This window comes from Arthrobacter sp. QXT-31 (assembly GCF_001969265.1).
In the GTDB taxonomy this organism is placed as follows: domain Bacteria; phylum Actinomycetota; class Actinomycetes; order Actinomycetales; family Micrococcaceae; genus Arthrobacter.
Map to the genome: position 1 here is coordinate 4,449,323 of NZ_CP019304.1, position 23,534 is coordinate 4,472,856.

The 23,534-nt window shown below is 67.3% G+C and carries 19 protein-coding genes and 2 pseudogenes; 12 read left to right on the top strand and 9 right to left on the bottom strand.

The genetic code is table 11. The features are described 5' to 3' along the window. Positions 1-48 precede the first annotated feature (48 nt). The 3 genes from secD to BWQ92_RS20365 all read left to right on the top strand — a co-directional run bounded on the left by secD (position 49) and on the right by BWQ92_RS20365 (position 5,396). Entirely contained in the window at positions 49-1,806 is a 1,758-nt protein-coding gene (secD, locus tag BWQ92_RS20355; protein WP_076802711.1) for a protein translocase subunit SecD, read from the top strand. Further along, positions 1,806-2,822 (top strand): protein translocase subunit SecF, encoded by a 1,017-nt coding sequence (gene secF / locus BWQ92_RS20360; RefSeq protein ID WP_076802712.1) that lies wholly within the window; start codon positions 1,806-1,808, stop codon positions 2,820-2,822. The genes secD and secF overlap by 1 nt, the downstream gene beginning before the upstream one ends. A 180-nt stretch (positions 2,823-3,002) precedes the next feature. Then, positions 3,003-5,396, top strand: coding sequence for a RelA/SpoT family protein (locus BWQ92_RS20365; RefSeq protein WP_076802714.1), 2,394 nt, complete (start codon positions 3,003-3,005; stop codon positions 5,394-5,396). Here BWQ92_RS20365 and BWQ92_RS20370 read toward each other — a convergent pair. The 3 genes from BWQ92_RS20370 to BWQ92_RS20380 all read right to left on the bottom strand — a co-directional run bounded on the left by BWQ92_RS20370 (position 5,277) and on the right by BWQ92_RS20380 (position 8,688). Beyond that, positions 5,277-5,987, bottom strand: a complete 711-nt coding sequence (locus BWQ92_RS20370) for a type IV toxin-antitoxin system AbiEi family antitoxin (protein ID WP_236783014.1) — start codon at positions 5,985-5,987, stop codon at positions 5,277-5,279. The genes BWQ92_RS20365 and BWQ92_RS20370 overlap by 120 nt on opposite strands. 190 nt (positions 5,988-6,177) lie before the next feature. Continuing rightward, the gene (locus BWQ92_RS20375; RefSeq protein ID WP_076802716.1) at positions 6,178-7,797 is read right to left on the bottom strand and encodes a DUF349 domain-containing protein; all 1,620 of its coding nucleotides are present in this window, start codon (positions 7,795-7,797) and stop codon (positions 6,178-6,180) included. A 72-nt stretch (positions 7,798-7,869) separates the two neighbouring features. Next, the gene (locus BWQ92_RS20380) at positions 7,870-8,688 is read right to left on the bottom strand and encodes a peptidylprolyl isomerase (protein WP_076802718.1); all 819 of its coding nucleotides are present in this window, start codon (positions 8,686-8,688) and stop codon (positions 7,870-7,872) included. Positions 8,689-8,965: 277 nt separating this feature from the next. On the opposite strand from BWQ92_RS20380, the gene hisS reads away from it, so the two are divergent. Then, the gene (gene hisS, locus BWQ92_RS20385) at positions 8,966-10,318 is read left to right on the top strand and encodes a histidine--tRNA ligase (RefSeq protein ID WP_076802720.1); all 1,353 of its coding nucleotides are present in this window, start codon (positions 8,966-8,968) and stop codon (positions 10,316-10,318) included. On the opposite strand, the gene BWQ92_RS20390 is transcribed toward hisS, so the two are convergent. Then, positions 10,296-11,558, bottom strand: coding sequence for an APC family permease (locus BWQ92_RS20390; RefSeq protein WP_076803862.1), 1,263 nt, complete (start codon positions 11,556-11,558; stop codon positions 10,296-10,298). The genes hisS and BWQ92_RS20390 overlap by 23 nt on opposite strands. 98 nt (positions 11,559-11,656) lie before the next feature. Here BWQ92_RS20390 and aspS point away from each other — a divergent pair, with 98 nt between their 5' ends. Then, positions 11,657-13,450, top strand: a complete 1,794-nt coding sequence (gene aspS / locus BWQ92_RS20395; protein WP_076802722.1) for an aspartate--tRNA ligase — start codon at positions 11,657-11,659, stop codon at positions 13,448-13,450. A gap of 109 nt (positions 13,451-13,559) precedes the next feature. Then, positions 13,560-14,381, top strand: coding sequence for a GNAT family N-acetyltransferase (locus BWQ92_RS20400; protein WP_442856736.1), 822 nt, complete (start codon positions 13,560-13,562; stop codon positions 14,379-14,381). Positions 14,382-14,388: 7 nt separating this feature from the next. On the opposite strand, the gene BWQ92_RS20405 is transcribed toward BWQ92_RS20400, so the two are convergent. The 5 genes from BWQ92_RS20405 to BWQ92_RS20425 all read right to left on the bottom strand — a co-directional run bounded on the left by BWQ92_RS20405 (position 14,389) and on the right by BWQ92_RS20425 (position 19,519). Continuing rightward, positions 14,389-15,771 carry an MFS transporter gene (locus BWQ92_RS20405; protein ID WP_083706377.1) on the bottom strand — a complete coding sequence of 461 codons (1,383 nt, stop codon included), beginning with the start codon at positions 15,769-15,771 and terminating at the stop codon, positions 14,389-14,391. A 10-nt stretch (positions 15,772-15,781) separates the two neighbouring features. Next, the gene (locus BWQ92_RS20410; RefSeq protein ID WP_076802724.1) at positions 15,782-16,111 is read right to left on the bottom strand and encodes a Dabb family protein; all 330 of its coding nucleotides are present in this window, start codon (positions 16,109-16,111) and stop codon (positions 15,782-15,784) included. Between the two features lies 1 nt (position 16,112). Continuing rightward, a complete protein-coding gene (locus tag BWQ92_RS20415) occupies positions 16,113-17,783 on the bottom strand; it encodes an FAD-dependent oxidoreductase (RefSeq protein ID WP_076802726.1) in 1,671 nt (556 codons plus the stop codon). A 70-nt stretch (positions 17,784-17,853) separates the two neighbouring features. Next, a complete protein-coding gene (locus tag BWQ92_RS20420) occupies positions 17,854-18,615 on the bottom strand; it encodes an SDR family NAD(P)-dependent oxidoreductase (protein WP_076802727.1) in 762 nt (253 codons plus the stop codon). Between the two features lie 118 nt (positions 18,616-18,733). Continuing rightward, complete coding sequence (locus BWQ92_RS20425) at positions 18,734-19,519, bottom strand: IclR family transcriptional regulator (RefSeq protein ID WP_076802728.1); 786 nt, start codon at positions 19,517-19,519, stop codon at positions 18,734-18,736. Between the two features lie 134 nt (positions 19,520-19,653). Between BWQ92_RS20425 and BWQ92_RS24755 the strand changes: the two are divergent. From BWQ92_RS24755 to BWQ92_RS20445, 6 genes and pseudogenes are all read left to right on the top strand, one after another. Next, positions 19,654-19,821: pseudogene (locus tag BWQ92_RS24755) on the top strand (helix-turn-helix domain-containing protein); the annotation flags it as partial. A 42-nt stretch (positions 19,822-19,863) separates the two neighbouring features. After that, positions 19,864-20,373: pseudogene (locus BWQ92_RS24760) on the top strand (IclR family transcriptional regulator); the annotation flags it as partial. A gap of 244 nt (positions 20,374-20,617) precedes the next feature. Next, positions 20,618-21,856 (top strand): cytochrome P450, encoded by a 1,239-nt coding sequence (locus BWQ92_RS20435; RefSeq protein WP_216639954.1) that lies wholly within the window; start codon positions 20,618-20,620, stop codon positions 21,854-21,856. Then, a complete protein-coding gene (locus tag BWQ92_RS20440; protein ID WP_083706379.1) occupies positions 21,849-22,751 on the top strand; it encodes an NAD(P)/FAD-dependent oxidoreductase in 903 nt (300 codons plus the stop codon). The genes BWQ92_RS20435 and BWQ92_RS20440 overlap by 8 nt, the downstream gene beginning before the upstream one ends. After that, complete coding sequence (locus tag BWQ92_RS23260; protein WP_172804316.1) at positions 22,748-23,167, top strand: oxidoreductase C-terminal domain-containing protein; 420 nt, start codon at positions 22,748-22,750, stop codon at positions 23,165-23,167. Before BWQ92_RS20440 ends, BWQ92_RS23260 begins: the two co-directional genes overlap by 4 nt. A gap of 10 nt (positions 23,168-23,177) precedes the next feature. Next, positions 23,178-23,516 (top strand): 2Fe-2S iron-sulfur cluster-binding protein, encoded by a 339-nt coding sequence (locus tag BWQ92_RS20445; RefSeq protein ID WP_076802731.1) that lies wholly within the window; start codon positions 23,178-23,180, stop codon positions 23,514-23,516. The last annotated feature ends 18 nt before the right edge of the window (positions 23,517-23,534 follow it).

Here is a 23,534-nt window from a genome sequence, read left to right on the forward strand (position 1 = left end):
CGACATTCTCGCCCCGGCGGCCCTCCGCAATTAATAGAAAGATAGGCAATGGCACGAACTGGCCGCAATAAACCATCCCTTCGGGTGCTGGTCTGGCTTGGCGTAATCCTGGCTGCCATGACTGCCGTCCTTGCGGGCGGCACAATGTCCGGGGTGGCCAGCTGGAGCCCGAAGCTTGCCCTGGACCTGGAGGGCGGCACGCAGATGATCCTGGCGCCCAAGGTTGAGGGTGGCTCGGATATCAACGAGGAGCAGCTCAACCAGGCGGTGGCGATCATCCGCCAGCGTGTGGACGGCTCCGGTGTCGCTGAGGCTGAGATCAGCACCCAGTCCGGCCGCAACGTGGTGGTGAGCCTGCCGGGAACTCCGTCTTCGGAGACCCGCGCCCTCATCCAGGCATCCGCGGACATGAACTTCCGGCCCGTCCTCGTCGCGGGCGCAGGTGCACCGGTACCTGCCGACCAGCGGACACCCGCTGCCCAACTGCCGAAGCCGACCGCCAAGCCCACGAACGCCAGCGATTCGAACTGGATCACTGCGGACGTCCAGAAGCAGTTCGAAGCCCTTGACTGTGACAACCCGGCCCAGGACAAGCAGGAACGTTCCGACCCCGCCAAGCCGCTGGTCACCTGCGAGCCTGCCACTGACCAGACACCCGCGATCAAGTACATCCTTGGCCCGGTGGAGGTCAAGGGCGTGGACATCCAGGGCTCCACCTTCCAGCTGCAGCAGGGCGCGCAGGGTGCCGTCACCAACGACTGGGCTGTGAACATCCAGTTCAACGCCGAGGGCACGGCCAAGTTCAAGACGGTCACCGAACGCCTCAACCAGTTCTACGTCGCCGCGGGGGGTGAGAGCGGTTCCGACCCCAAGTCCCAGTTCGCCATCGTCCTGGATGACCAGGTGATTTCCGCTCCGCGGACCCAGGCTGTTATCACCGACGGCCGTCCCCAGATCACTGGCGGCTTTACCGAGCAGTCAGCCAAGGTCCTGTCCGACCAGTTGCGGTTCGGTGCCCTGCCCATCAGCTTCGACATCCAGAGCGAGCAGCAGATTTCGGCCACCCTCGGCGGTGAGCAGCTCCGGATGGGCCTGCTGGCCGGCATGATCGGCCTGCTGCTCGTGGTTGTCTACTCCCTGTTCCAATACCGGGCGCTAGGCTTCGTCACCATCGCGTCGCTGGTGGTGGCGGGTGCTCTCACCTACCTTGCCATTGCCATCCTCGGCTGGACCGAGAACTACCGGCTGTCCCTCGCCGGTGTGGCCGGCATTATCGTGGCCATCGGCCAGACCGCGGACTCGTTCATCGTCTACTTCGAACGAATCCGTGACGAGCTCCGCGAAGGCCGCGGCCTGGTATCCGCGGTGGAGAACGGCTGGAAGCGCGCAAAACGGACCGTCCTGGCATCCAAGGCGGTTAACCTTCTCGCCGCCCTCGTGCTCTACTTCGTGGCCGTCGGCAACGTGCGTGGCTTTGCCTTCACGCTCGGCCTCACCGCCATCGCCGACCTCATCGTCGTGTTCATGTTCACTCACCCGACCCTGCAGCAGTTGGCCAGGACCCGGTTCTTCGGCGAGGGGCACAGGTTCTCCGGTCTTGACCCCGAGCGCCTCGGCGCGGTGCCGCTCTACCGCGGCGCCGGCAGGCTCCGCAGCCCCGAGGACAAGCCGTCCGTGGTGCGCGCCAAGAACACCGGCGCCGCTGCTGAGGCTGAGCGCCGGATGACCATCGCTGAACGCCGCCGCGCGGAGCAGCAGGAGCAGCTCGCCGGTTCCTCCAAGGGCCCGGCCAAGGAGGGCAAGTAATGTCCAATTTCGCGAAATTCGGTAACGAGCTTTACACGGGCAAGCGTTCCTACGACTTCGTCGGAACCAAGAAAATCTGGTTCCTCGTGGCCGCCGTCGCGGTTGCCCTGTCCATCCTGATTCCGGCCGTCAAGGGCGGGTTCAACCTGGGCATCGAGTTCCGCGGCGGCTCCGAGTTCACCGTGTCCAACGTCAAGACCACCGAAGCCGCTTTGGGCGAGAAGGCGGTCCACGACGTCGTTCCCGGCAGCGTGCCCCGCGTCGCCAACGTCGCCGGCACCACCATGCGGATCCAGACGGACAAGCTCAGCGACGACGAGACCCTCAAGATCAAGGAGGGCCTGACCAAGGCTTACGGCGTGACCGACAACGAGGTCACCTCAACCTTCGTGGGTCCGACGTGGGGTGCTGACGTCACCAAGCAGGCCCTGATAGGCCTCGTGGTCTTCGTGGCACTTGCGACGGTCCTGATGGCACTGTACTTCCGGACCTGGAAGATGTCGCTGTCGGCCATCATCGGCATGCTTGTCACTATGTTCATCACCGCCGGCGTCTACGCCCTCAGCGATTTCGAGGTCACACCGTCGGCGATCATCGGCTTCCTGACGGTGCTCAGCTATTCGCTGTATGACACCGTGGTGGTGTTCGACAAGATCCGTGAAAACACGGCCGACATCGACTCCTCCACGCGCCGCACCTTCGGCGAGGAAGTCAACCTGGCAGTCAACCAGACCCTGGTCCGGTCCATCAACACCATGATGGTTGCCATCCTTCCGGTCGGTGCCATCCTGTTCATCGGGGCCGGCCTGCTGGGCGCCGGAACGCTGCGCGACCTTTCGCTGGCCCTGTTCGTCGGGATCCTGATCGGCACCGCGGCGACGATCTTCATCGCTGCGCCGATGTATGCCTGGCTGCGCCAGGGAGAGGCGCCGCTGGTCAAGCAGGCCCAGCGCGTCAAGCAGCGCCGCACGGACGCCGCCGCCAAGGCTGACGCCGCAGAGCCGGCAAAAGCCTAGGCACCTGCACCCGGACCGGATGCCGTCACGCGACGGCATCCGGTCTTGCTTTAACCGCAATGTGCCTGTCCGGGCCGGGCCACCCGGGTTCGGCCACCTCCAGGTGATGGACGCGGTTATCGGTCGGGTACGCAGCGGGAATACACTGGGATAATTAAACGGGTCGTGAGGGGTACTTCATTGGAAGAACGTTCGACGTCGGCGCCAACGGCGGCCGGAGGCAACGGTCCGGGCCAGGGACAGCAGACTGGCCTGGTGGCTGGCGGACGCCCGGGGCCGGGCGTGCCCGTGGACAGTTCCGGCGTCCGGCCCACGTTCCCGGGCCGGCGTGAGCGCACCAGGTCCCGCCTTGCACGGCTGACGGGCCGGAGCACCGCGACCTACTCGCCCATCCTGGAACCGCTCCTGCGGACCGTCCGGGCGAACAACCCGAAGGAAGACTTCGACCTCATCCAGCGGGCCTTCGTGGTCGCGGAGCAAAGCCACCGCGGCCAGAAACGCAAGAGCGGTGACCCTTACATCACGCATCCGGTCGCCGTAGCCACTATCCTCGCCGAGCTGGGACTCAGTGGTACCACGCTGGCGGCGGCGCTGCTCCATGACACTGTCGAGGATACGCCCTACACGCTCGAGGACCTCCGGGCCGATTTCGGTTCCGAGGTGGCCATGCTGGTTGACGGCGTCACCAAGCTGGACAAGGTCAGCTTCGGCGAGGCCGCCCAGTCCGAGACCGTCCGCAAGATGGTTGTGGCCATGGCCAAGGACATCCGCGTCCTGATGATCAAACTCGCCGACCGGCTGCACAATGCCCGCACGTGGCGGTTCGTCTCCGCTGAATCGTCCGCCCGCAAAGCCCGGGAAACGCTGGAAATCTTTGCGCCGCTGGCGCACCGGCTCGGCATGAACACCATCAAGTGGGAGCTCGAGGACCTGTCCTTCGCGGCGCTCTACCCGAAGGTGTACGAGGAAATTGTGCGGATGGTGGGCGACCGGACCCCGGAGCGCGAGAAGAGCCTCAGCGTGATCCGCAACCAGATCGCGGACGACCTGCGCACGGCACGGATCAAGGCCACGATCACCGGCCGGCCCAAGCACTATTACTCGATTTACCAAAAGATGATCGTCCGGGACAAAGACTTCGACGACATCAATGACCTCATGGGCGTCCGGGTCCTGGTGGACTCGGTCCGCGACTGTTACGCGGCCCTGGGCACCCTGCATTCGCGCTGGAACCCGCTGCCGGGCCGGTTCAAGGACTACATCGCGATGCCAAAGTTCAACATGTACCAGTCGCTTCACACGACGGTCATCGGCCCCGGCGGCAAGCCGGTTGAAATCCAGATCCGGACGCACGAGATGCACCGGCGCGCCGAGTACGGTGTGGCAGCGCACTGGAAGTACAAGGACCAGCCGAACCGGACCGCCACCGGGCCGGGGAGCCCACGCGACGGAGACATGGGCTGGCTCCGTTCCCTCGTGGACTGGCAGCAGGAGACGTCCGATCCCGGCGAATTCCTGGACTCGCTCCGGTTTGAGATCAACGCGCGCGAGGTGTTCGTTTTCACCCCCAAGGGCGAGGTCATGGCGCTGCCCGCCGGCTCGACGCCGGTGGACTTCGCCTATGCGGTGCACACCGAGGTGGGCCACCGCACCATCGGGGCCCGGGTCAACGGCAAGCTCGTCCCGCTCAACAGCGAGCTCAACCATGGCGACTGGGTGGAGATCTTCACCTCGAAGGCCGAAGGGGCCGGCCCCAGCCAGGACTGGCAGCACTTCGTCAAGAGCGCCCGGGCACGGAACAAGATCCGGCAGTGGTTCAGCAAGGAACGCCGCGAAGAGGCGATCGACCGCGGCAAGGAGCTGCTGACCCGCGCCATGCGGAAGCAGAACCTTCCGCTGCAGCGCCTGATGACGCACGATGCACTGGCCGCCGTGGCCGAGGACTTCAAGTACGTGGACATTGCCGGCCTGTATGCCGGCGTGGGCGACGGCCACACCTCCGCACAGTCCGTCATGGAGAAGCTCGTCGAGAGCCTCGGCGGCAACGAAACGCCCGACGACGACCTCACCGAAGTCAGCATCCCCACCCAGGTCAGCAAGGCCCGGTTCTCCGATTCCGGCGTGGTGGTCCGCGGTGTGGGCGACGTATGGGTGAAGCTGGCCCGCTGCTGCACCCCCGTGCCGCCGGACCCGATCCTCGGCTTCGTGACGCGCGGGTCGGGTGTGTCGGTGCACCGGACGGACTGCACCAACGTTGCCGGGCTGAAGGACCAGCCGGACCGGATTGTCGACGTCGACTGGGCGCCCACGCAGTCCAGCGTGTTCCTCGTGGAGATCCAGGTGGAGGCGCTGGACCGGAAGTCGCTCCTCTCCGACGTGACGCGCGTGCTCTCCGACAACCACGTGAACATCCTGGCCGCCAGCGTCCACACGTCCACGGACCGTGTGGCGATCTCAAAGTTTGCCTTCGAGATGGGGGACCCCAAGTACCTCAGCCACGTGCTCAGTGCCGTGCGGAGGATTGACGGGGTGTTCGACGTCTACCGGACCACCGGCAACCGCCGGAGAGGCTAACTGCGAGAGTTTCTCCAGCGCCGCATTCTTGTGCGGCAGCCGGGGCATCGCCTCCACCGCAAGAACCAGGAGCCGGAGCCTGACATCGAGTTCTGGCTTCGCCAGGAGCAGCCGCAACGCGGGAACAGCCCTCTCGGCATCCACATGCAGTGCGATGTCCAGCGCCGTGCGGAGCGGGCTCGAGACCATCAGGCCGCCCAGGCTCACGACGTCGAACGGGCCGAGCCGGACCTCGTGGAGGGTGCAGCCCCGGGTGGAGCGAAGGCTGGAGATCCGGCGTTTGGCGTCCACCAGCAGGGCCAGCCGGTCCGGTTCCCGGGCGCAGCCATAAATCCAGGCAGCCGTCATCCGGCCCGCCACCACCCGCCGTCGTACGGGTGCAGGCACCCCGTACGCGGCGGCACGTGCCCGCAGCTGCGGGGAAGCCGCAGTCCCGGGAAGGGTGTAGCCGTGCTGGTAGAGCTGCGTCAGCACGCCGTCGGCCGCCATCGACTGAAGTTCCGGCCAGGTGAACGGCAGCCCCGGCGAATAGAGCTCCAGCAGCTGTGCGGGGGAGTCCGCGGGCGGGGAATCGCCCCGCGACTGTGGCACGGGTGCCCGAGTCACAGGCGCCGGCGAAACAGGGGGCCGGGAAACCGGTGCCTGGGAAGAAGGAGGATGGGAGAACGGTGCCATTCCGTCATCCTGCCCGGAAACGTACCAACGGGTAAGGCCCCGCCCCGGCTATGTGGATAACCGGAACGGGACCTTTCCTGGTGGTGTTTAGGAGAGCTCGTGCTGCTTAGGAGAGCTCGCTCGCCGAACGCTGGATCTGGTCCAGCCACGCCTGGCGGGCTTCCAGGGCTTCCTTCGCGGCCTTGATCTTGCGCTGGTCGCCGGCCTTCTCTGCCTCAGCCAGGTCATCCTTCAGCCCGGCGATGGCGGATTCGAGCTGGCTCAGGGCGCTGTTGGTGCGGGCCTTGGTCTCCGGGTTGGAGCGCTGCCACTTCTCGTCCTCAGCCTGGCGGACCGCGTCCTCGATGCGGCGCAGCCCGGCCTCAATCCGGCCCATGTCCGCGCGCGGAACCTTGCCTGCCTCTTCCCAGCGGTCGTGGATGGACTGCAGGGCCTTCTTGGCGGCGGCGATGTCCTTGACCGGAAGTATGCCCGAAGCCTCCTCGAGGAGCGCCTCCTTGACCTTGAGGTTGGCGGCGTACTCCTGGTCGATTTCATCGTTGGCGGCCTGGCGGGAGCTGAAGAAGACGTCCTGGGCGGCGCGGAACCGGGCCCACAGGGCGTCGTCATCCTTGCGGCTGGCGCGCGGCGATGCCTTCCATTCGTCCATCAGCCGGCGGTATTCCCCGGCGGCGAAGCCCCAGTCCGTCGACGTGGACAGTGCCTCAGCCTCGGCGATCAGCTTCTCCTTGGCAGCCTTTGCCGCCGAGTTGTTGCTGTCCAGCTGGGAGAAGTAGGCGCGGCGGTGCCGGTCGAAGACGGTCCGGGCTGCACGGAAACGCTTCCACAGGGCGTCCTCGTTGCTGCGGCCCAGCCGTACGCCGCTCTTCTGCGCCGCCTTCCAGCTTTCAAACAGCTCGTTCATGCGTGCGCTGGACGTCTTCCACTGAACCTGGGCCGGATCGGTTCCGGAGATCGCCTCGGCCTCGGCCACGATGGACTCGCGGGCAGCCAGTTCGGCGGCGCGGACGGCGTCATGCTGGGCCTTCTCCGCCTTCTCAAGCTCCGTGATCTGCGTGGACAGCGTGTCCAGCCGGCCCTCGGCGGAACGGATGTCGCCCACCATGTTCCGCTCGGCGAGCTGCTCGCGCAGGTGCGTCACGGTCTTCTGCATGTCAGTGGTGGGGGCCTTCGAGGCCACGCGCTGTTCCAGCAGCACAATCTGGGCGACGACGTCGTCGTACTTCCGCGCGAAGTAGGCCAGGGCCTCGTCGTTGCTAACGTCCGGGTACTGCCCGACAGGGTGTTCTTCGCCGTCGATGGTCAGGAAGACGTGCCCGTCGCCCTCAACGCGGCCCCAGCGGGCGGCTTCGGCCAGCGAGGTGGCGGGGGGAGCCTGCACCGGCGTCACGGTGGCAGCGGGGCCGGCCTTGGGCCGGGCGGCAAACGCCGCGGGCGTGGGCGCGGGCCGGGGTGCCGGCGTCGGACGCGGTGACGGTGCTGGCTTTTCCTGCGCAGCCTCCGGCTCGGCAGCCGGCTCGGGGCTGGGTGCCGGCTTTTCCTGCCCAGCCTGGGCCTCGACAGCCTGTTCGGGCTGTGCCGCGTCCGCTGGCTCGGCAGCCTGCGCAGGCTGTGCCGCTTCCACGGACTGTGCTGCATCCACAGATTCGGGATCCACAGATTCGGGGGAAGCCTGGACCTCGGTCACTTCGGCTGCTGTTTCGTCGGATTTCTGACTGTCTGTCACCGCTAAAAGTCTTTCGCTTGGAGGAAAATACTCGTTCATAAGCTGCCCGTGGCCGCTGGCGCCGCAGGCTTCCTACTTCAGAGAAAATGAGTCTATCGTGACTGCTTCCGCAGGTGCGCCGTCTGTGCCACTTTCGACCGTCTTAAGACCGGCAGCCGCAATCTTCGTTACGACGTCCAGGCCCGAGGTCACCTTGCCCACGATGGTGTAGCCGCCGGCGGAGTCGGCCGGGATGACGGTGTCCTTGTAGACGATGAAGAACTGCGTGCCGTTGCCGTAGGCGTTGTTGCCCGTGCGGGCCACGGCAATGGTGCCTGCCGGGTACTTGTTGTCCGCCGGCGTGTTCTCCAACGGTCCCCACGTGTAGTTGGGGTCGCCCTGGCCGTCGCCGGTCTTGGAACCGCACTGCAGGACGCCGAAGTTCTCGGCAGTGGTGAGGCGGTGGCAGCTGACGCCCTTGTAGTAGCCCTGGTCGGCGAGGGACTTGAACACGGCGGCCGCCTGCGGCGCCTTGGTGCCGTCCAGCTGCACACCCACGGTGCCCCTGTTCAGCGTCAGTGAGCCGGTAAACGTCTTGCCGGCCGCAGTCGCCGGCTTGGGGATGTTCGCAGCGTTGGTTTGCGTGGCCGAGGGGGTCGCCGACGCGGAAGGGGAGGCGGACGGCGTGGCCAGGCCCGCTTCAGCGGCGGCGAATTCCTCTTCGGTCGGGTTTCCGGCGAATACAGTCAGTTGAAGCACGACGGCGAGCACCACCGCTGCAGCCCCTGCACTTCCTGCTGCCAGATTGTCCCGCTTGCGGCGCTTCTCCTGGTCACGGCGAAGCTCGCGTTTGGCCTCCATCTGCTGGATGCGCCGCTTGGCTTCGCGTGTTTCGCGTGGACTGGCCGCCACGGGTCCTCCTCATCGATCGGACTGCCGCGCCGGGCAAGCCCCTGAAGGCACCCCCGGCAGCAGATTGCGCTGCGTCAAATTTGAAACAGCGGCAGCCCGCCAGAGCCCGGCCCGCCGCATTAGAGATGCAGGCGCCGAAAGCATAAACTGACTGCCGCAATAAGTTTATGCAGAAGAGGCTGGACTCCCGCCGCTGCCGCCGCCGTGTGAGTCAAACGGCGACGCGGAACAGAGCGCAGCGGCTCCGGCCTTCGTTTACCTGAGGAGAAACTCCACCATGGCACGCACCGCCTCCCTGTCCGGATTCCCCGAGTGGCTTCCCGAGGAGCGGCTGGTGGAGCAGCATGTCCTGGACTCGCTGCGCCGCACCTTCGAGCTGCACGGCTTCACCTCGATCGAGACCCGCGCCGTGGAAACCGTGGGACAGCTTCTGCGGAAGGGCGAGATCGACAAAGAGGTGTACGGCCTGAGCCGGCTGCAGGACGATGAAGGGGAGGAATCCAAGGGCAAGCACGATCCCCACGCCCTTGCCCTGCACTTTGACCTGACCGTTCCCTTCGCCCGCTACGTCGTGGAAAACGCCGGCTACCTGGCCTTCCCGTTCCGCCGCTACCAGATCCAGAAGGTCTGGCGCGGGGAGCGCCCGCAGGAGGGCCGTGCCCGCGAATTCACGCAGGCGGACATCGACGTGGTGGGCGACGGCGAGCTGCCCTTCCGCTACGACGTCGAGATCGCCCTGGTCATCGCCGAGGCGCTGGGCGCCCTCCCCATCCCGGAGTTCCGGCTGCGGATCAACAACAGGAAGCTGGCCGAGGGCTTCTACCGCGGCATCGGCCTGACCGACACCGCAGGAGTGCTGCGCAGCATCGACAAGCTGGAAAAGATCGGCCCGGAAAAGGTGGCTGAGCTGCTCAAGGCCGAGCTTGGCGCTACCGACGAGCAGGCGCAGGCGGCCCTGAAGCTGGCCAGCATCCGGACCGAGGACACCTCCTTCGTGGCGCAGGTCCGCTCGCTCGGGGTGAGCGACGACCTCCTGGAGGAGGGCCTGAACGAACTCGAGCAGGTGATCGAGGCCGCCGTAAAGCGGGTTCCGGGCAAGGTTGTTGCCGACCTCAGCATCGCCCGCGGCCTGGACTACTACACCGGAACCGTCGTCGAAACCGTCCTGGTGGGGCACGAGCAGCTCGGCTCGATCTGCTCCGGCGGCCGCTACGACGCCCTCGCCAGCAAGGGCAACCGGAAGTTCCCCGGCGTCGGGCTGTCCATCGGCGTGACCCGGCTCGTCTCGCGCATCCTCAGCCAGGACCTGGCCAAGGCTTCCCGTTCCGTGCCTACGGCGGTGTTCGTGGCGCTTACCTCGGACGAAAGCTGGGGAGAAGCCCAGGACGTGGCCACGGAGCTGCGCAGCCGCGGCATCTCTGCCGAGGTGGCCGCCAAGGCGGAGAAGTTCGGCAAGCAGATCAAGTTCGCGGACAAGCGCGGCATCCCCTTCGTCTGGTTCACGGACGAGGACGGCAAGCACCAGGTGAAGGACATCCGCTCCGGCGTGCAGGTCGACGCCGATCCGGCGACCTGGACGCCGTCTGACGAGGACATCCACGTACAGGTCATCGCCGCACCCGCTTCCTGAGCTTCCGCACGCGAAGCACGACTGCCCGTCCCAACAGCCCGGCGGCCATCACAGCCGCCATGCCCAGCGCCGAGGCCGGCGGCAACGTGAAGGCCAGAACCAGGCACCCGGCCAGCCCGGCGGCGTTGAGCCATTTGGGCGCGTGCCGGGGCCGGTCCTGGAGCGTGAACGCTGCGGCGTTGGTGACCGCGTAGTACAGCAGGACGCCGAAGCTGGAAAAGCCGACCACTGTCAGCACATCGGTGGTCACCAGCAGTAGAACCACGACGGCGGCCACTGACAGTTCGGCGGTCACCGGCACCGTGTGGCGTCCGCCCACGCGCGCCAGGGGGCCGGGCAGATCGCGTTCCCGGGCCATCGCCATGGCTGTGCGCCCCACGCCGGTGATGAGGGCCAGCAGTGCGCCGAGCGAAGCGGCGGCGGCGCCGGCCTGGACCACCGGTGCCCCGGCGGACAGCCGGGACTGCTGCACCGCGTCGAGCAGCGGCGCGGCAGAGGAGGCCAGCACATCCACGGGAAGATGCGCCAGCAGCAGGGCCCCCAGCAGCAGGTAGATCACCAGGGCGCCGGCCAGGGCGCCCAGGATGGCACGGGGGATGACCCGCGCCGGGTCCCTGACCTCCTCGCCGAGCGTGGCAATACGTGCGTAACCGGCGAAGGCGAAGAACACCAGACCCGCAGCGGGCAGGATGCCCCAGGCGCTGTCCGGCTGCTCTGACACAGCGCCGCCGGACACGTGCGGTCCCAGGATGCTCGCCGTGGCGACGAAGGCAAGGGTCGCCAGAACCACGGCCAGCAGGATGCGCGTCAGGAAAGCGGTCCGGGTGATGCCCAGCAGGTTCACGCCGGTCAGTGCCGCGACCGCCGCGATGGCCACGGGGGTGGCGAACCCCGGTGCGACGTACTGGCCGAAGGTGAAGGCCATGGCCGCGCAGGAGGCCGACTTGCCGGTGACGAAACCCCAGCCGGCGAGGAACCCGGGCCACTCGCCAAGTTGCTTCCGGCCATAGACGTAGGTGCCGCCGCTTTGCGGATATTTTGCCGCGAGCTGGGCCGAGGCGACGGCGTTGCAGTAGGCCACGGCCCCGGCCAGGGCGATGGCCACCAGGAGCAGGTTTCCGGCCAGCCGGGCGGCGGGGGCGAAGACGACAAAAACGCCGGCGCCGAGCATGGATCCGAGGCCGATGGCTGTTGCGTCGGCCACACCCAGCCTTCGTTGCAGCTGCTGGTGCTTGGTCATGCAGGGCAGGAACCTTTCAAACGGGTAAACTCGGACGGGATCGTTTCCGCAACGATCGTATTTGAACTTCATTCTGTCTTCCTTCTGAAAGGAATGCTGTGCTGCGCACACATGACCTCGGATCCCTTCGTTCCGAGCACATTGGACAAACCGTAACCCTGGCAGGCTGGGTCGGCCGCCGTCGTGATCACGGTGGTGTCGCATTCGTCGATCTGCGTGACGCCTCGGGCGTGGCGCAGGTGGTGGTCCGTGAGGAAGAGGTCTTCCACGGGCTGCGCAACGAATATGTGCTGCAGGTGACCGGAACGGTCTCCAAGCGCCCGGAAGGCAACGAGAACCCTGCCCTGGCCACGGGCGACGTTGAGGTCATGGCGGACAAGGTGGTCATCCTCAACACCGCCGACGCGCTGCCCTTCCAGATCGACGAGCACGTTGAGGTCGGCGAGGAAGCCCGGCTCAAGCACCGCTACCTGGACCTGCGCCGTCCCGGCCCCAGCCGCAACATCCGCCTCCGCTCCGAGGCCAACCGCGTGGCGCGCGAGCTGCTCCACGAAGAGGGCTTCGTCGAAATCGAAACGCCGACCCTGACGCGTTCGACGCCGGAAGGCGCCCGTGACTTCCTGGTCCCCGCCCGTCTGGCGCCTGGTTCCTGGTACGCGCTGCCGCAGTCGCCGCAGCTGTTCAAGCAGCTCCTGCAGGTGGGCGGCTTCGAGAAGTACTACCAGATCGCCCGCTGCTACCGCGATGAGGACTTCCGCGCGGACCGCCAGCCCGAGTTCACGCAGCTCGACATCGAAGCCAGCTTCGTGGAGCAGGATGACATCATCCGGCTGGGTGAAAACATCGTGAAGGCCGTCTGGAACCTGATCGACGTCGAAATTCCGACGCCGATCCAGCGCATCACCTACGCCGACGCCATGGCCCGCTACGGCTCGGACAAGCCGGACCTGCGGTTCGGCCAGGAACTGACCGAGCTGACCGAGTTCTTCAAGGACACCAACTTCGGTGTCTTCAAGGCGCCCTACGTCGGCGCCGTCGTCATGCCCGGCGGTGCCTCACAGGCCCGCCGCGCCCTCGATGCCTGGCAGGAATGGGCCAAGCAGCGCGGCGCCAAGGGCCTGGCCTACGTCCTCTACAAGGAGGACGGCGAGCTCGCCGGCCCGGTGGCCAAGAACCTCACCGAGACCGAACGCGCCGGCCTGGCCGACGCCGTCGGTGCCAAGCCCGGCGACTGCATCTTCTTCGCCGCCGGCGAGAAGACCCCGTCCCGCGCGCTGCTGGGTGCTGCCCGTGTCGAAATCGGGCACCGCACCGGCCTGATCGACCCCAACGCCTGGGCCTTCTGCTGGGTGGTTGACGCCCCCATGTTCGAACCCGCCGCTGCCGCGGTGGCCTCCGGCGACGTGGCGGTCGGTACCGGCCAGTGGACCGCCGTGCACCACGCCTTCACCTCGCCGAAGCCCGAGTTCCTGGACTCCTTTGACCAGGACCCGGAATCCGCCCTCTCCTACGCCTACGACATTGTCTGCAACGGCAACGAGATCGGCGGCGGATCCATTCGTATCCACGAACGTGACGTCCAGGAGCGCGTATTCGAGCTCATGGGCCTGGACAAGGCCGATGCCCAGACGAAGTTCGGCTTCCTGCTGGAGGGGTTCAAGTACGGTGCCCCGCCGCACGGCGGCATCGCCTTCGGCTGGGACCGCGTCGTTGCGCTGCTGGCCGGCGTTGACTCCATCCGCGACGTCATCGCCTTCCCGAAGTCCGGCGGCGGCCACGACCCGCTGACGGACGCTCCGGCTCCGATCACCTCGCAGCAGCGCAAGGAGGCCGGCGTGGACTTCAAGCCCGAGGCCAGGAAGCCCGAAGCGAAGAAGCCCGAGGAAAAGTGAGCCGGAGTTGACCGCATAGACGGTCGCGAAGCTTAACCAGGAGCAGGAGGCTCCCCGGATCTGGACTGCAGATGCCGGGGGGCCTCCTGCCGTTTGACGAAGGAGTGCTGTGGGGGACACCGCCCAGCCGGATGCTGTCCTGCCCGATTTGGAAGCCGTCATGGATGCAGCCTGGCCCGCACCGGACCGGGAGGTGTCCGGCGGCTGGGTTCTCCGCGCGGCCGGGGGCGTGACCCAGCGTGCGAACTCCATCTGGCCCCGCTCGGAGCCCCAGGGGACGGGGGATGAACGGCTCGCGGCGCTCCGCGATGCCCGAAGCTGGTACCGCGGCCGCCGCCTGCCCGTGATCTTTCAGGTCTTCGACACACCCGGCAGCGCCGCCCTGAACGCCGTTCTGGACGCGGAAGGGTTCACCCGGCAATCCGAGACGCTGGTCATGGTTCGTGCGGCTGACACGGTCCCCGGCGGTGGCACTACAGCTGATGCCGGTTCCGGCCTCGAAATCGCGGAGCAACCATCGGCTGAATGGCTGGACCTGTGGTGGTCCGTGGACGGCCGCGGCGGCGCCGAGGAGCTGGAGACCGCCCGCGCCATCCTCAGCGGCTGCCCGTCGCTGTACGCCCTGGTGAGGGACGACGGCGGCCAGCCGGCCGCCGTCGGACGCCTTGCCCTTGTTCCCGGTACAGCAGGGAGTTGGGGCGGACTGTACTGTATGGCCACCCGGCCCGAGGCCCGGCGCCGCGGCTATGCCGCGCGGGTCCAGGAGGCTCTGTTCCGGGAAGGCGCGGCGCGGGGGATGGCCGGCTACTGGCTGCTGGTGATGGCGTCGAACACCGCTGCCCGGGAGCTCTACTCCCGGGCAGGATTCCACGAAGTGTCCCGCCACTACTACCGGCAGGAGCGGCCGAAGCGGCATCTCACCGGGTGCTGACGCCGGGTCAGCGGTGCTGGAGGGCGGCCTGCTGCGCTTCGGCCTGCCGCCGGCGTGCCGTGCCTTCCAGGTACGGCGCGCCGAGTTCCCCGATGGGGGTCGCGGCAGTCTCGCGGGACCAGAACGCGGATCCTGCGGCAATGATCATGCACACGGTGCCGAAGACGGCCACCGGCACCCAGCCCCAGGTCCCGGGGGCCAGCAGCAGTCCGGCGATCATCGGGCCAAAGCCTGCGAGCACCAGACCGAACTGGTTGCCCAGGGCCATCCCGGAGTACCGGACGGGGGCGGCGAACTGCTCGGCAAAGAATGCCGGCCAGACACCGTTGAACCCCGAGTACAGCACCGTCATGTTCAGGAACGCCGCAAGGAACACCAGCACGATGTGGCCGGAGGAGAGCGCCAGGAAGTACAGGAAGATCGTGACCGAGCAGCCGAGCGCGGCGGTCAGCAGGAGGGGACGCCTTCCGATCCGGTCGGAGAGCCTGGCAGCGAGCGGCATGGCGAACATGGACAGGCCGATGGCCAGGGCGTTGACCGTCAGGATGGCGCCCCGGTCAAATCCGGCGTCGGCCGTGGCGTAGGCGAGTCCGAAGACCGTGAAGATGGTCTGCATCACGGACATGATGGACATTCCGGCCACCCGCAGCACATCCGGGGCCTGGAAGCGGAGCACGTCCTTGATAGGCATCCGGGCCACCTGGCGGCGTTCCTGGGCCTCCGCGAACACCGGGGTTTCATCCAGGTGCGTGCGCACCCAGTAGGCGATGGCCAGCACCACGACGGACAGCCAGAACGGGATGCGCCACCCCCAGCCCATCATGGCGTCCCGCGGCAGGGCCGTGACCGGAATGAAGACCAGGGTGGCCAGCACCATGCCGGACGCATACCCCGTCATCACGAAGCTGGTGAAGAACCCGCGCCTGCCTTCCGGTGAGTGCTCCAGCGTCAGGGTGGAAGCGCCGGCCGATTCCGCGCCGGCGGAGAAGCCCTGCGCCAGCCGGCCCGCCACCAGCAGGATGGGTGCCCAGATGCCGAGCTGGTCGTACGTGGGCAGGAACCCGATGCCCAGGGACGCCACGCCCATGATGCCGAGCGTCAGCAGCAGGATCTTCTTGCGTCCCAGCTTGTCCCCGAAGTGGCCCATCACCAGCCCGCCGACGGGCCTGGCCACGTAGGCGACGCCGAAGGTGGCGAAGGCGCCGATCAGGCCGATGGCGGGATCCGCGGACGGGAAGAACAGGTGCGGGAACACGAGGGCGGCGGCTGTGCCGTAGATGAAGAAGTCGTAGTACTCCAGCGTGCTGCCGAGGAAGGACGCGAGGGCGGCCTTGCGGGGGGTCTTGAGCGGAGCCTGCTGCGGAATCTGCTCTGATGGGGAAGTGGTCACGGAAATCTCCTTAGGACAGCGGCGTCTCTGAGGGGGCCGGCGTCGTGTCCGGGACGTGGAAGTCCACGGCGAGGATCTGCCGGCTGTTGGGGAACGAGTACGCCTTCAGCGGCTCGTGCAGGGGGTGCGTGTTGTACACGGCGATGTCCTCGACGCTTTCGAAGTCGGCCACGATGGCGTAGTCGAAGGAGCGTTCGGTGCTGAGGACGTCCGGACCGTGGCTGAGGCTGAGCATGCCGGGGATTTTTCCGGCCATGTTGTCGAGGCCGTCAATCCAGGCCTGCCGCTCGGCGGGCGGGAAGCCGGGTTTGAACTGGAAGAGCACGGTGTGGCGGATCATTTCAGGCACCTGCCACCACAAGCTCGACCGCCGGTGACGTGGCGTACTCCGGGGACTGGCCGGCCAGGGCGCGTCCGGCGAGGTAGCCCATGGTCATGATCGGGCCGAGGGTGGCACCGGCGCCGGGATAACCCGCAGCATAGGCGTTTTCCGTGGTGTTGCCGGCGGCGAACAGGCCCGGGATGGGGCGGTCGTCGACGTCGAGCACGCGGGCTGAACCGTCGGTGGCCACGCCGCCGTTGGTGCCGAAGGCCCCATTCACCACCTCCAGTGCGTAGAAGGGCCCGGACTCGAGCGGCCCCAGCGAGGGGTTCGGCCACGGGCAGTCGGCGTCGCCCCAGTACTTGTCGTAGGCGCTTTCGCCGCGGCCGAAGTCAGGGTCCTCACCGCGCACCGCGAACCCGTTGAAGCGGGCCACGGTGGCCTCGAGGTTTTCCGCCGGCACGTTGATCTTCGCGGCGAGTCCGGCCAGGGTGGGTGCCTCGATGAGGTAGTCAGGTGTCGGCTGGCCGGCACGGTGGGCCAGGATGCCGTAACGCTCCAGGTAGCCGTGGTCCACGATGACGTGCGCCGGCGTGTTCAGGGTTTGGTTGGCGGCGGAGTCCCAGGACTGCAGGCTGCGGGCGAGGTCGTTGTAGTTTTGGGACTCGTTGGCGAAGCGGCGGCCATGCCGGTTCACCATGAGGGACCCCGGGCCTTGCCGTTCGAACCGCAGCAGGGTGCCTACCGGTTGGCCGTCGCGGGTGTCGCCGGTGACGGACATCGGCGCCCACCACGCTTCACGCGTGCCGCGGGTCTGGCCGCCGATCCGCTGTGACATCCGGAGGCCGTCGCCGGTGTTCGACGGCGTCGAGCACATTGTGTACAGCCGGGATGCGAGCATCGAGCCGGCCAGGGCCTTGTCCCACTCGAAGCCGCCGGTCGCGAGCACCACGCCGTCACGGGCATGAAACGCCTCGCCGCTTTCCAGTTCGACGCCGGTCACCCGGCCGCCGTCGGTCAGCAGGCGGTGGCCGCGTGCCCCGGTGACAAGTGAGGCACCGTCGCGGACCAGGCTGGCGAGCAGCATGGAGACGAGGGCCTGGCCCTTGGCTACCAGGCCGGCTTCCTGACGGCCGGCAAGTTCATCCCACGGGAACTTGGTGAAGGCGCCCCACTCCTCGTATTCCTGCATGGTGAACGGGGCGCGGCCGTCACTGCGCACGTGCTTCTTGAGTTCGCCCAGCGCCGCGGTGCTGTTGAACAGCTCGGGCTCCACGGTCCGGCCGCCTGTCACGGCCCCGGGCAGGTCCTGCCGGTAATCGGGGAAGTTGTTGAGGAAGATGAAGCGGACACCGCACTCCTCCTCGACGAAGCGCAGCATCTGGTCGCCGTAGTCCAGCGCCGCGTCCAGCAGTTCCTCGCGGCCCCTTCCGCGGGCAACAGCGCGCACGTACCGGGCGGCTGCGGCCTTGGAATCGGCGATCCCGGCCTTCCGGGCGTGGTGGTTGTCTGCCACCCAGAGCATGCCGCCGGAAACGGCGGAGGTTCCGCCGAGCAGTTCACTTTTTTCAAGCACGACGACGGACTTGCCGGCCCGGGCGGCGGTGGCCGCCGCAGTCAGTGCCCCCGCGCCGGAACCGACGACAACGACGTCGTAACTGTCAGCGGAGGTGCCGTTGATGAATTTCATGGGGGTGTTGCCTCTCAGAAGGAAGATGAAGGGTGCTGCGGCCGGTGCCGCAATGGGAGCCAGGGCTGCGTCAGACAGCCGTGTAGCCGCCGTCGATGACCAGCTCGGCGCCGGTGGTGAAGCGTGATTCGTCCGAGGCCAGGTAGAGCACGCCGTAGGCGATCTCGTCCGGTTCACCCTGGCGGGGGAGCGGGTTGGAGCCAACCAGCTGCCGGTAGTAGGCCTCGGGGCCGATGTCCGACTGCTCGGCGGAACGGCGGCTCATCCTGGTGTTCATGGACCCGGGATGGATGGAATTGACCCGGATGCCGTAGCTTCCGTAGGCCGCCGCGTCCGACTTGCTCAGGAGCCGCACGGCGCCCTTGGTGGCATGGTAGAGCGGCACGTTCCGGCCGCCGGTAAGGCCGTGGATGGAGGAGAAGTTGACGATGCTGCCGCCGCTCTTCTCGATCATGCCGGGGACCACGTGCTTGGTCATCAGCCAGACGCCTTTGACGTTGACGTTGAAAATCGCGTCGAAGTCCGCAGTCGAGGCGGTGTGGGACGCTCCTGCCGGGCCGATGATGCCGGCGGCGTTGACCAGGATGTCCGGGGTGCCCAGTTCGTCGCGGACCCTGCGGACCGCATCGGCGACGCTGTCTTCATTGGTGACATCGACGTCGTACTCGCTGATGTTCTTGTGGGAAGCGGGGGCAGGGATGCCGCCAACGTCCAGGCTGGCAACGTTCGCGCCGTGCTCGGCAAGGAGGGCGGCGGTGGCGCTGCCCAGGTCGCCGCGGCCTCCGGTGACTATGGCCGTTTTGCCGGCCACGCGGTTCTGGGTGGGATTCATGTGGTGCTCCTCGTGATCCTGCAGCCTCGTCGCTGCTTCCCAGCCAGCGTTGCAGGGGGCCTGTGAGTGGAACCACACGATTACCGATGAACGGCAAAACCGGCTTCAGTGCCTTTGGCTAATGACTCTGGCGGAGAGTTCCCTTCAGTTCGCCCCGCCAGCCCAGGGCCCTCGAAATTCCGCGGGCCGCTGCCATCAGCACGGGCACCCGGGCGGGGGCGTTCTCCTCGTTGCGCGGCACCACGACACTGAGTGCGGCGCGGACCGTGTTGTCGGCACCGAATACCGGCACGGCGATGCCGCTGGACTCCGGCACGATCACCCCGGGCATGGCAGCAAATCCGCGCTGGCGGATCTCCGCCAGGTGGCGCCTGAGGGCAGCCGGCTCGGTCAGCGTCGTCTCGGTGAACTTGGTGAGGGGCCGGGCCAGGAACGCGTCCTGGTAGGCAGCGGGGGAGTGGGCCAGCAGCACCAGGCCCGAGGAGGTGGCATGGACCGGCAGCCTCCCGGCGATCTTGGTGATGTCCACGATGGTCCTGTCCGAGCCAAGCCGCTCGATGTACAGGACCTCGTCCGAGTCGAGAATCCCCAGGGTTGTGGAGTGCTGCACCACTGCCTGGACGTCCTCCATGAACGGCAGGGCCGCTTCGCGCAGGCCCAGCATCTTGGAACCGCGGGAAGCCAGTTCCCACAGCCGGGTGCCGATGTGGATGTCGCCGCCGGGCTCGCGCTCCAGCAGCCGCTCGAGGAGCAGGTCGTTGACCAGCCGGTAAGTGGTTGTCACCGGCAGGCCGGTGCGGCGTCCCAGTTCTGCGACGCTCATGGCGGAGTGCCGGTCGTCGAAAGCGCTCACGATCTTCACGAAGCGGCCGATGATCGACTCGCCGGATGCGGAGTTGGCCACGGTTCCTCCTGTCGATTCCCGCTCAATGGTAATCCTGCTCCCGGGCGGCTGCGCTTCCGGATTTACTGGGCGTTTGTCAGTCACCCGCCTGCCGCCGCACGAAAGAGGCCGGGAGGCAGAAGGGAGCAGGAACCTTGGCCAACTCACCATCCGGGGAATCGGTAATCAGCCGTGTCGTACGGCTCATGGGCGCCTTCGATCGGAACCTGCAGTCCCTGCCCCTCTCCGGTCTCGCCCGCCGCGCCGGCCTCCCGCTGACCACCGCCCACCGGCTCGTGGACGAACTCGTGGCCCACGGGCTGGTTGAGCGGCTGCCGGACGGTAATCTGTGCTCCGGGATGCGGATGTGGGAACTCGCCGCCCGGGGATCGCGCGCCCTGAACCTTCGTGAGCTGGCGCTGCCGTTCATGGAGGATGTCCAGGCAGCGGTCCACCAGCACACGACCCTGGCCGTGTTGGACCACGGGACTGTGCTGTACGTGGAGCGGCTCTCCTCGCCACATTCCAGCCTGGACGCGGCTCACATTGCACAGCGGATGCCCATCCACGCAGCTTCGTCCGGCCTGGTGCTGCTGGCCTTCTCGCCGCCGGCCGTCCAGGCCGCGGTGCTCTCGCAGCCCTTAGCCGCGGTGACTCCAGAGACCTTGACCGATCCCCGGCTTATCCGCAAGCACCTGGCGGAGATCAGGCAGTGCGGCTACGTGGCTCTACCGGGCATCGGGGTCACCGAATGGGCGGGCATTGCCGTGCCCGTTTTCGGGCCCGGCAAGACGGTCGCTGCGGCGCTTAACGCCATCGTGCCCAGGCGGGACGCCGCGGTGCCGCTGATCGTCCCGGCCCTTCTGACTGCTGCACACGGGATCTCCCGCGCGCTGAAATCCGCCCAGGTGCAGGCTGCCTGGCCGGTAGGCCGGGCGGACTTTCGCAACCGATGAACGGAAGACCCGTGGGTGCCGGAACGGCGGATGGCGCACCGTGGAGTGAGAGGCGGATCACACCGGATCACGCCGAAGCCAACCGGAAAGAAGGACGATGATGCCTGCCGCACTGACAGAAACCCTGCCTCCGTATTCACATGAACTGGACTGGCCACAGGGTATGGCACCGTTCAAGGTGGTCGACGACGGCACCCAGGGGGATCCCTACGGCCACTATGCGTGGATGCGGGAGCACGCCCCGGTGCTCCGCGCCCAGTCACCCGTTTCGGACGTCTGGTTCATCTCCCGGTACGACGATGTCCGCCGGGCCATGCGCGCACCGAAAGTCTTCTCGTCCGAGGTTGTGGACCCGGTCCCGCTGACCTTTCTGACCCTGTTCGACGCCCCCAACCACACCCGCCTCCGCCAGGTGGTGGCGCAGGCCTTCACCCCCAAGGCCATTGCCCGCTTCGAGGACCGGGTCCGGGAGAACGCGGAAAAGTACCTGGTGCCGATGCTTGCCGCCGGCGGCGGGGACGCAGTGGACGAGTACGCTATCCCGCTGAGCATGTCCACCATCAGTGCTCTGCTCGATGTGCCTGCCGAGGACTTCGGGAAGATGAAGTTCTGGTCCGACGAAACGTTCAGCTACTTCGGCCGGCTGGCCCGCAATGCGCAGGGCACCGGGACCGACGAGCAGAGCGCCCTCGAGTTCTTCGAATACCTCAAGGGCACTATGGAGCGGCTGTACCGCGAGGAGAGCGGCTCCGTGGGCGGACACATTGCCCGGATGTGGAAGGAGGGGCTGCTCAGCGAGAAGGAAGCCAAGGAACTCTGCGCCTTCGTTTTCGTCGCAGGCCACGACACCACCACCATCCTGCTGGCCAACGCATTCCGCGTCTTCAGCGAGCACCCTGGCCTGCTGGGCCGGATCCGCCGGAATCCGGACGACGCAAACCTCTTCGTCGAGGAACTGGCCCGCTACCGCGGCACCGTGCAGCGCGCCAGCCGGATCACCACGGAGGAGGTGGAGGTTGCCGGAGTGACGATTCCCGCCGGCGCCATTGTCCGCCTGCTGCCCGCCGCAGCGAACCGTGACAGCAGGAAGTACCCTGACGGCGAGCGCTTCGACATCGACCGCAGCACGGACGGGCACCTGGGCTTCGGGCACGGGGTCCACAGCTGCCTCGGCGCTCCCCTGGCCAAACTTGAGGTCCTGGTGACGGTGAGGCTCCTCGCCGAAAAGCTCGCATCGGTCAGCCAGGATCCGGACCGGCCCATCGAGTATGTGCGCGGCAACAACCTGACCAACTCCGGGCCGGAGCACCTCCACGTGGTGCTGCATCAATTGAACGCAGGGCACGCCAAGACAGTGCAGACCACTGCGGTGCAGGCCATGGCAGGACAGTCCAATGAGTAGCGCGGCCGCAACGGGCAATGGCGGTCCGGTGGTCATCGTCGGTGCGGGGCACTCCGGCGTGGCCGTTGCCGCCGGGCTCCGGGCGAGGGGCTGGGAAGGCGGCGTTCTGCTGATCGACGCGGGCAACGGGCTTCCCTACGAGCGGCCGCCGCTCTCCAAGGAACTTCTGAAGGCCGGCGCAGTGGATGAGCCAGCCGTCCTGCGCAAGGAACGGTTTTATACGGACAAGGGCATCGACCGCCTGGCAGGCGTCACCGCGGAGTCCATCGACAGGAACCGCCGCACCGTGCTGCTGTCCGACGGCACGCGGCAGCTCTACCACCGGCTGGTGATCGCCACCGGGTCACGGGCGAGGCCCCTCACGGTGCCGGGTGCGGGCCTGCCGGGAGTCAGATCGCTGCGGACCCGGGACGATGCCCTGGAACTCAAAGGCCTGCTGGTCCCGGGAGCCCGCGTCGCCATCATCGGCGCGGGGTATATCGGGCTGGAAGTGGCCGCCGCTTCTGCCGCGAAAGGCTGCGACGTCACGGTGCTCGAATTCCAGGACAGAGTCATGAGCCGGGTAACGGCGGCTCCCGTCTCCCGCCACTTCGAGCAGCTCCACGAGCGGCACGGCGTGCGGTTCGTCTTCGGCGCCGCGGTCACGTCTATCGACGGCGGGCAACCGACCGGCGGCGGACAGGCGGCCCATAGCGTGACAACCGCCGATGGCTCCGTCTTTCCGGCAGACGTCGTCCTGGCCGGCATCGGCATCCTGCCCAACCAGGAGCTGGCCGCGGACGCACGCCTGGACTGCAGGGACGGCATCCTGGTGGACGGCGACGGCCGGACGTCGGATCCGGCCATCTACGCCAGCGGTGACGTCGCCCGGTTCACCAGCCCATCGACGGCGTGAGCCAGCGGCTGGAGTGCATCCAGAACGCGCTGGCCCAGGCAGACCGGGTGGCCGCGCACATCACCGGCCAGGCGGCCGCAGAGCCGGAAGTTCCCTGGTTCTGGACCGTCCAGCACGGTGTCCGGCTGCAGACCGCCGGAGTGCGCCACCCGGAGGACCACGTGATCGTCCGCGGCGTACCGTCCGGCGGCAAATTCTCCGTGGTCTATCTCCGCGGCGGCCGCCTCGCCGCCGTCGACACCATTGCCAACCTTGCCGACTTCCGGTCCGCCAAGCGGCTCATTGCCCAGGGCGCCCGGATCGATCCGGCACGGGCCGCTGACCCCGGCATTCCCCTCGCCGACACCATCCTCACCGGCCCTATTTCCAACAACCCCGACCATGCAGCCGCTGCCCTCACTGCAGCCCAACGCTGAGGAGACCGACATGAGCAACCCCCACACGAGCAGCAACCAACTGACGGTCGTGGACCGTGAAGGCACCACCCATGACCTTGAATGGGAGCCTGACCAGACCATGATGGAGGCGCTCCGGGACAACGACCTGCCCGTCGTGGCCTCATGCGGCGGCACGGCCTCCTGTGCCACCTGCCACGTGTTCCTCGAGCAGGCGGTCTTCGACACCCTCGAGGAACGCAGCGAGGACGAACTCGAGCTGCTCGTCGAGGCCGAGAGCTACCGGGAATGCGGCTCGCGGCTCTCGTGCCAGGTGGGCTTCAGCCGGGACCTGGACGGGGTCACGGTAACGCTGGCTCCTGAGGAGTAGCCGGCGCTGCCCCGTTTC

What these genes read in the sequence shown, in the direction of transcription:
- BWQ92_RS20415 (WP_076802726.1), bottom strand. Translation starts at nt 17,783, where the DNA reads ATGAAATTCATCAACGGCACCTCCGCTGACAGTTACGACGTCGTTGTC.
- hisS (WP_076802720.1), top strand. Translation starts at nt 8,966, where the DNA reads ATGGCACGCACCGCCTCCCTGTCCGGATTCCCCGAGTGGCTTCCCGAG.
- secD (WP_076802711.1), top strand. Translation starts at nt 49, where the DNA reads ATGGCACGAACTGGCCGCAATAAACCATCCCTTCGGGTGCTGGTCTGG.
- BWQ92_RS20440 (WP_083706379.1), top strand. Translation starts at nt 21,849, where the DNA reads ATGAGTAGCGCGGCCGCAACGGGCAATGGCGGTCCGGTGGTCATCGTC.
- secF (WP_076802712.1), top strand. Translation starts at nt 1,806, where the DNA reads ATGTCCAATTTCGCGAAATTCGGTAACGAGCTTTACACGGGCAAGCGT.
- BWQ92_RS20390 (WP_076803862.1), bottom strand. Translation starts at nt 11,558, where the DNA reads ATGACCAAGCACCAGCAGCTGCAACGAAGGCTGGGTGTGGCCGACGCA.
- BWQ92_RS20445 (WP_076802731.1), top strand. Translation starts at nt 23,178, where the DNA reads ATGAGCAACCCCCACACGAGCAGCAACCAACTGACGGTCGTGGACCGT.
- BWQ92_RS20420 (WP_076802727.1), bottom strand. Translation starts at nt 18,615, where the DNA reads ATGAATCCCACCCAGAACCGCGTGGCCGGCAAAACGGCCATAGTCACC.
- BWQ92_RS20435 (WP_216639954.1), top strand. Translation starts at nt 20,618, where the DNA reads ATGGCACCGTTCAAGGTGGTCGACGACGGCACCCAGGGGGATCCCTAC.
- BWQ92_RS20410 (WP_076802724.1), bottom strand. Translation starts at nt 16,111, where the DNA reads ATGATCCGCCACACCGTGCTCTTCCAGTTCAAACCCGGCTTCCCGCCC.